This window comes from Streptomyces africanus, from assembly GCF_002150735.1.
In the GTDB taxonomy this organism is placed as follows: Bacteria; Actinomycetota; Actinomycetes; order Streptomycetales; family Streptomycetaceae; genus Streptomyces; species Streptomyces africanus.
Window position 1 is genome coordinate 72,029 of the sequence record NZ_MUKA01000093.1, and the last position, 6,430, is coordinate 78,458.

The 6,430-nt window shown below is 71.9% G+C and carries 2 protein-coding genes and 1 pseudogene; all 3 read left to right on the forward strand.

The genetic code is table 11. The annotated features are described in order from the left end of the window. Positions 1-77 precede the first annotated feature (77 nt). The 3 genes and pseudogenes from CCL05_RS14445 (at position 78) to CCL05_RS14455 (ending at position 6,408) form a co-directional block, all read left to right on the forward strand. The gene (locus CCL05_RS14445; protein WP_086560908.1) at positions 78-2,549 is read left to right on the forward strand and encodes a SpoIIE family protein phosphatase; all 2,472 of its coding nucleotides are present in this window, start codon (positions 78-80) and stop codon (positions 2,547-2,549) included. A 194-nt stretch (positions 2,550-2,743) separates the two neighbouring features. Then, positions 2,744-4,879, forward strand: coding sequence for an alpha-galactosidase (locus CCL05_RS14450; protein WP_086560906.1), 2,136 nt, complete (start codon positions 2,744-2,746; stop codon positions 4,877-4,879). 45 nt (positions 4,880-4,924) lie between these two features. After that, positions 4,925-6,408, forward strand: a pseudogene (locus tag CCL05_RS14455) (glycoside hydrolase family 43 protein). Positions 6,409-6,430 lie beyond the last annotated feature (22 nt).

Genomic DNA, 6,430 nt, shown 5'->3' on the forward strand with positions numbered 1-6,430 from the left:
CGACCTAGTCTGGAAGCTGCGGCTGGAAACCAGTCCTGACGGGCCCAGGTGTCCGGACGGAGGCGAGGCGCGTGGACATGGCCGGCAAGCAGAACGCCCGCGCTGCCGCGCTTGTGGTGGGCCCGGACGGCTCGGTGAGCGGCTGGAGCGAGAGCGGGCGGCTGCTGCTGGGCTGGACGGCGAAGGAGGCCGTCGGGCGGCCCGTGACCGACCTGCTGGCCGCTCCCCCGCCACCCGGTTTCCCCGAGAGCTCCGGCAGCGGACCCGACCACACGGCGCTCATCCCCCTGCGCCACCGGGACGGCTCCACGGTGGACGCTCTGGTGTCGGCTCACCCGCTGTTCGGCGCCGACGGCCGGGCGCTGGGCCACACGGTGACCGTCCAGCGCTGGGAACGCCGCCCGGTGATCGCCGACCTGGCCTTCGAGCAGAGCCCCTTCGCTCTGGGCGTCTACGACCCTGAGCTGCGGTTTCTGTGGATCAACGCCTCCTCGGGCCGGGTGATCGCGCACTCCGAGGAGCAAGTGCTCGGTAAGAAGTACCGCGAGCTGTTTCCCGAATTCGACCGCGAACTGTTCCCCGAGAGGGACGACAAGCCCTACACCGACCAGCTCGCCGAGGTGGCGAGGACGGGCAAGCCCGCACGTCTCATCACCGTCTTCCAGCCGCTCGGCAGTAACTACGCCAACGCCTGGGCCACCAGCATCTGGCCTGTCCGGGACGCCGAGGGCAGGGTCCGCGCGGTCGCCAACTGGGGATTCGACATGAGTGCGGAGTACTGGGCCAGGCAGCGCCTGCTCATGCTCAACGAGGCCAGCCGCGGCATCGGCCTGACACTCGACGTGATCGGCACCGCCCAGGAACTGGCAAGGACCTCCGTGCCGAGATTCGTCGACGTCGTCACCGTGGATCTCTTCGACGAGGTGCTGCGCGGGGAGGAACCGCCTCTTTCCCCCGTCTCCGCCTCCGGCGAAGCCGTCGCGCTCAGCCGCGCCGCCCAGCACAACGCGAAGGGTGACCCCGGCCGAGTTCCCGGGCCCCCGGTGCCGGTCAGTCACGCTCCCGGTTCCGTCGCCGTCCGCTGCATGGCCACCGGCAGGTCCACGGTTCAGCTCGCCGCCGAACCGGGCGAGGGCGGCGAATGGGCCTTCGGGCCCGGGCTCGCCGCCGACCCGGCCCACTGGCCGCCGGGCAACCCGTTGATCGACGAGTCGATCGCCGCGGAGGGGCTGACCGGCCGGATCACCGTGCCGCTCCGGGCCCGCGGCGCGCTGCTCGGCGTGGTCGCGTTCTCCCGCAGCGACCGGCCCGAGGCCTTCACGGCCGACGACCTGATCCTCGCCGAAGAGCTGACCGCCAAGGCAGCCGTCGCCATCGACAACGCCCGCCGCTACTCGCGCGAGCGCACGACCGCACTGACGCTCCAGCGCAGTCTGCTGCTGCAGCAGCTGCCCAGCCAGGAGGCGCTCGAGGTGGCCTCCCGCTACCTGCCCGCCGGGACCGGCGCGGAGGTGGGTGGTGACTGGTTCGACGTCATTCCGCTCTCCGGCGCGCGGGTCGCCCTGGTCGTGGGCGATGTGGTCGGTCACGGGCTGCACGCCTCGGCCAGCATGGGCCGGTTGCGCACGGCGGTCCGCACGCTCGCCGACGTGGATCTGCCGCCGGACGAGTTGCTGACCCACCTGGACGACCTGGTCATCCACCTCGCCAGCGACCTCCAGCCCGCCGGCCGCTTCCAGCCGACCGGCGAGTTCGGGGCCACCTGCCTGTACACCGTCTACGACCCGGTCTCCCGACGCTTCACGATGGCGAGCGCAGGGCATCCGCTGCCGCTGATCATCTCCCCGGACGGCACCAGGACCCCGGCGCCCGCGCAGCCGGGACCACCGCTCGGCATCGGTGGGCTGCCGTTCGAGGCCACCGAACTCGAGCTGCCCGAGGGCAGCCTGCTCGCCCTCTACACGGACGGGCTGGTGGAGAGCCGTGAGCGCGACGTCGACCAGGGGGTCACCGAGCTGCTGCGGGTCCTGAACCATGCGGTGACCTCGCTGGAGGGCCTCTGCGACACGGTGATGGACGCCCTGCTTCCCGAACGCCGCACCGACGACGCCGCCCTGCTGGTCGCTCGCACGCACGCGCTGGATCCCCAGCATGTCGCCGACTGGGACGTCGTACCCGACCCCGCACAGGTGCCTCGCGCCAGGAAGTTCGCCCTGGAGCAGCTGGAGGCCTGGGGCCTGGAGGAGGCGTCGTTCGTCACCGAACTGGTGGTCAGCGAACTGGTCACCAACGCCATCAGGTACGGCGAGCCCCCGATCATGCTGCGGCTGATTCGCGACTCCTCCCTGATCTGCGAGGTCTCCGACGCCAGCAACACCGCCCCGCACCTGCGCCGGGCGCGCGCCTTCGACGAGGGCGGCCGGGGCCTGCTGCTCGTCGCCCAGCTCACCCAGGGGTGGGGCACCCGGCACACCACCGACGGCAAGACGATCTGGTGCACGCAGCCCCTCGGCGAGCCTCAGCCGCACGGGTCGGCGCCGGAGCCGTAGATACTGCGTGATATCTCCGCCACCTCGAACAGAAGTGCAATCGAAGCGCTTCGACGATGACGTTCGCCCCGGTGTACGTCAATGAACCCAGCAGTAGCTTGTGCGTCGCGGTAGAACCTCTTGTTTCACATGAAAATTGTCCGCTACCTTGCGCGTGGCAGTGAAGCGCTTCGACAGCCGCCGAAAGGGCTGACATGTCCAAGGAACAAGGGACCTTCCACTGGGGGCATGAGGCCCTTCACCTGGAAATCGTCCTCGATGACGACGGCAGCCCGCGCCTCACGCAGCTCGGGCTGCCGGGCGAGGCGCAGACCATCACCGGTGCGTCCCTGCCCCTGGTGGAGGTGACGGCCACAGGTCACGGGCGCGGCTGGTCGGGCGGCCGCCTGATCCATACGGATCTCGGCGGACGACTGCGCCACAGGAGCCACCGCGCGACCCGCGACGGCGGCTGGCACACGCTGACCGTGCAGCTCCACGACCCGGACTCCGGGCTGGCCGCGGAGGTGACCTACCGGTCGCCGGACGGCATCCCCGTACTGCGCGGCGAGGTGACCCTGCGCAACGAAGGGCGGGCCACGCTCCGCCTCGAGTCGGTCAGCTCGCTCACGGTGGGCTGCCTCACCCCGCCGGACCCGGCGGGCATCGACGCCGCCGATCTGCTGTGGGCGGAGAACGACTGGCTCGCCGAATGCCGCTGGCAGCGACAGCCGATGCGCCGGACCACACCGTCCCTCAGCGGACGCGTGAGCTACGGGCACGGCAAATCCGGCTTCGCCCTCAACGGACAGGGCACCTGGTCCAGTTGCGGACACCTGCCGATGGGCGGCCTGACGGACCGGCGTACCGGCCGCACCTGGGTGTGGCAGGTCGAGCACAACGGCGGGGGCTGGCGCTGGGAGTGCGGCGAGCAGGACAAGGCAACCTACGCGGCGCTGTTCGGACCCACCGACACCCACCACGGCTGGCGGCACCCCCTCGAGCCCGGCGCCGCCTTCCGCACCGTACCCGCCGCACTGTCCTTCAGCGCGGACGGCGGCCCCGACGCCGCGTTCGCCGCGCTGACCCGCTACCGCCGCGCCCAGCGCCGCCCGCACGCCGACCACCAGCGCCTGCCCGTCATCTTCAACGACTACATGAACTGCCTGATGGGCGACCCCACGACCGAGAAGCTGCTGCCGCACATCGACGCGGCGGCCGACGCGGGCGCGGAGTACTTCGTCATCGACGCCGGCTGGTACGACGGCGACAACGGCGGCTGGTGGACCACCGTCGGCGCCTGGGAACCGGCCGCCTCACGTTTCCCCGGGGAGAAGGGGATCCACGAGGTGCTGGACCGCATCCGGGAGCGCGGCATGGTTCCCGGTCTGTGGCTGGAGCCGGAGGTGATCGGCGTCCGCAGCCCCATGGCCACGTCCCTGCCCGACGAGGCGTTCTTCCGCCGCGACGGCGTCCGCGTCACGGAGACCGGCCGGCACCACCTGGACCTGCGCCACCCGGCCGCCCGTGCCCACCTGGACCAGGTCGTGGACCGCCTGGTCGGCGAGTGGGGCGTCGGCTACCTCAAGCTCGACCACAACATCGACCCCGGCTCCGGCACCAGCGGCCACCCCGGCGAGACCCCGGGCGCCGGTCTGCTCGGCCACAACCGGGCGCACCTCGACTGGCTCGACGGCGTCCTGGACCGCTACCCGCACCTGGTGCTGGAGAACTGCTCCTCCGGCGGCATGCGCTGGGACCACGCCCTGCTGTCCCGGATGCAGCTGCAGTCCACCAGCGACCAGCAGAACCTCCACCTCTACGCGCCCATCGCGGCCTCCGCGCCCACCGCCGTCACCCCCGAACAAGGCGCCGTCTGGGCGTACCCGCAGCCGGAGGACTCCCCGGACGAGGTGGCCTTCACCATGGCGAGCGCGCTCCTCGGGCGGATGCATCTCTCCGGCCGCATTCCCGAACTCGCCCCGGAAGTCCGTGCTTTGGTCCACGAGGCGGTAGCCGCGTACAAGACCATCCGCGCCGACCTGCCGCACGCCGTGCCGTCCTGGCCGCTGGGCCTTCCCGCCTGGGACGACCCGTGGATCGCTCTCGCTCTGCGCACCCCCGCCACCACCTACCTCACCGCATGGCGCCGCCCCGGAACCGACGCCACGGCGACGCTTCGCGTGCCCCATCTGCGGGACACCGCCGCCCGTGTGGACCTGCTCTACCCCTCGGTCAGCCGGGCCGTTTCCGCCTGGATGCCCGGCACGGCCGAGCTGAGCCTGACCCTGCCCACCGCGCCGTCCGCCGTCCTGCTCCGCATCACCCCCTCGGACGCCGGCGCTTCCTGAACCACCCCACGCCCCCCATCACGAATCGACGAGAGGACCTCTCGGGTGCCCCCTGTGAGCCAGCCGGACGGACGCGTCGCCAACCCCACGAACCCCGTGATCCCCGGCTTCCACCCCGACCCCAGCGTCTGCCGTGTCGGCGACGACTACTACCTGGCGTGCTCCAGCTTCGAGTACTTCCCCGGGGTGCCCCTCTTCCACAGCCGTGACCTGGTGCACTGGACGCAGATCGGCAACGTCCTGGACCGGCCGGAGCAGCTGCGGCTGTCGGACGCGTGGTCCTCCGGCGGGATCTACGCCCCCACCCTGCGCCATCACGACGGCCGCTTCTGGCTGATCGTCACCAACTGCACCGAGGGCGGCGGCAACCTGATCGTCACGGCCACCGACCCCGCCGGACCGTGGTCGGACCCCATCTGGGCGCCGGGTGTCCCCGGCATCGATCCCGACCTGGTCTGGGACGAGGACGGCATGTGCTGGTGCACGGTCGCCGGGGTCTCGCAGGTCCGTCTCGACCCGTCCACCGGGCAGACGTACGGGACACCGCACAGGCTCTGGTCCGGCGGTCCCGGCGCCAAGGCCCCGGAGGCGCCGCACCTGTACCGGATCGGCGACTACTGGTACCTGCTCATCGCCGAGGGCGGCACCGAGCGCGGCCACGGTGTCTCGATCGCGCGCAGCCGTACGCCGGGCGGCCCGTTCGAGCCGTGCCCGGCCAACCCGGTCCTCACCCACCGCGGCACCGATCACCCCGTCCAGAACACCGGGCACGCCGACCTCGTCCAGGGCCCCGACGGTTCCTGGTGGATGGTGCTGCTCGGCGTCCGGCCGGGCGGCGGCACGCCGGGCTGGCACGTGCTCGGCCGGGAGACCTTCCTGGCCCCCGTGACCTGGGTGGACGACTGGCCGGTCGTCGGCGAGGTCGCCCTGGACCTGCCCGAGCTCCCGTGGCCGCTATCCCCCGGCCCTGTCGAGGAGCACCGGGACGACTTCGAGCTCGCCGAACTGCGGCCGTACTGGCTCTCCTTGCGGGACCGCCCCGCCGAGCACTGCACCACCAAGGAGCGCCCCGGATGGCTGACGCTTCGCGCGCGGGGCGGCTCGCTGGACGAGCCCGACGTGGTGTTCACCGGCCGGNNGACGCCGCGGAGGGCAGCGGTGGCCTCGCCGTACGGCTCGACGAGCGGCACCACTACGAGATCGAGGTGTCGGGCACGCAGGTCCAAGTGAGCGCGCGCGCCGGCTCGTTGCGCACGGTCGTGGCCGGGAAGTCCGTGCCCGCCGGGCCGGTGGTCCTCGCCGTCACGATCACGGATCCGCCGCCACCGCACGGCCCGTGCACCGGACCCGACGTCGTTTCCCTCGGCATCGAAGAATCCGACGGCACGTTCACCGAACTCGCGACCCTCGACGGCCGCTACCTGTCGACCGAGGTCGCCGGCGGCTTCACCGGCCGGGTCATCGGCATGTACGCCGCGGCAGGCACCGTCCACTTCGACTGGTTCGACTACGAGCCCCTCGACGCCTGAACCAGGCGCCCCTCCCCCTCCC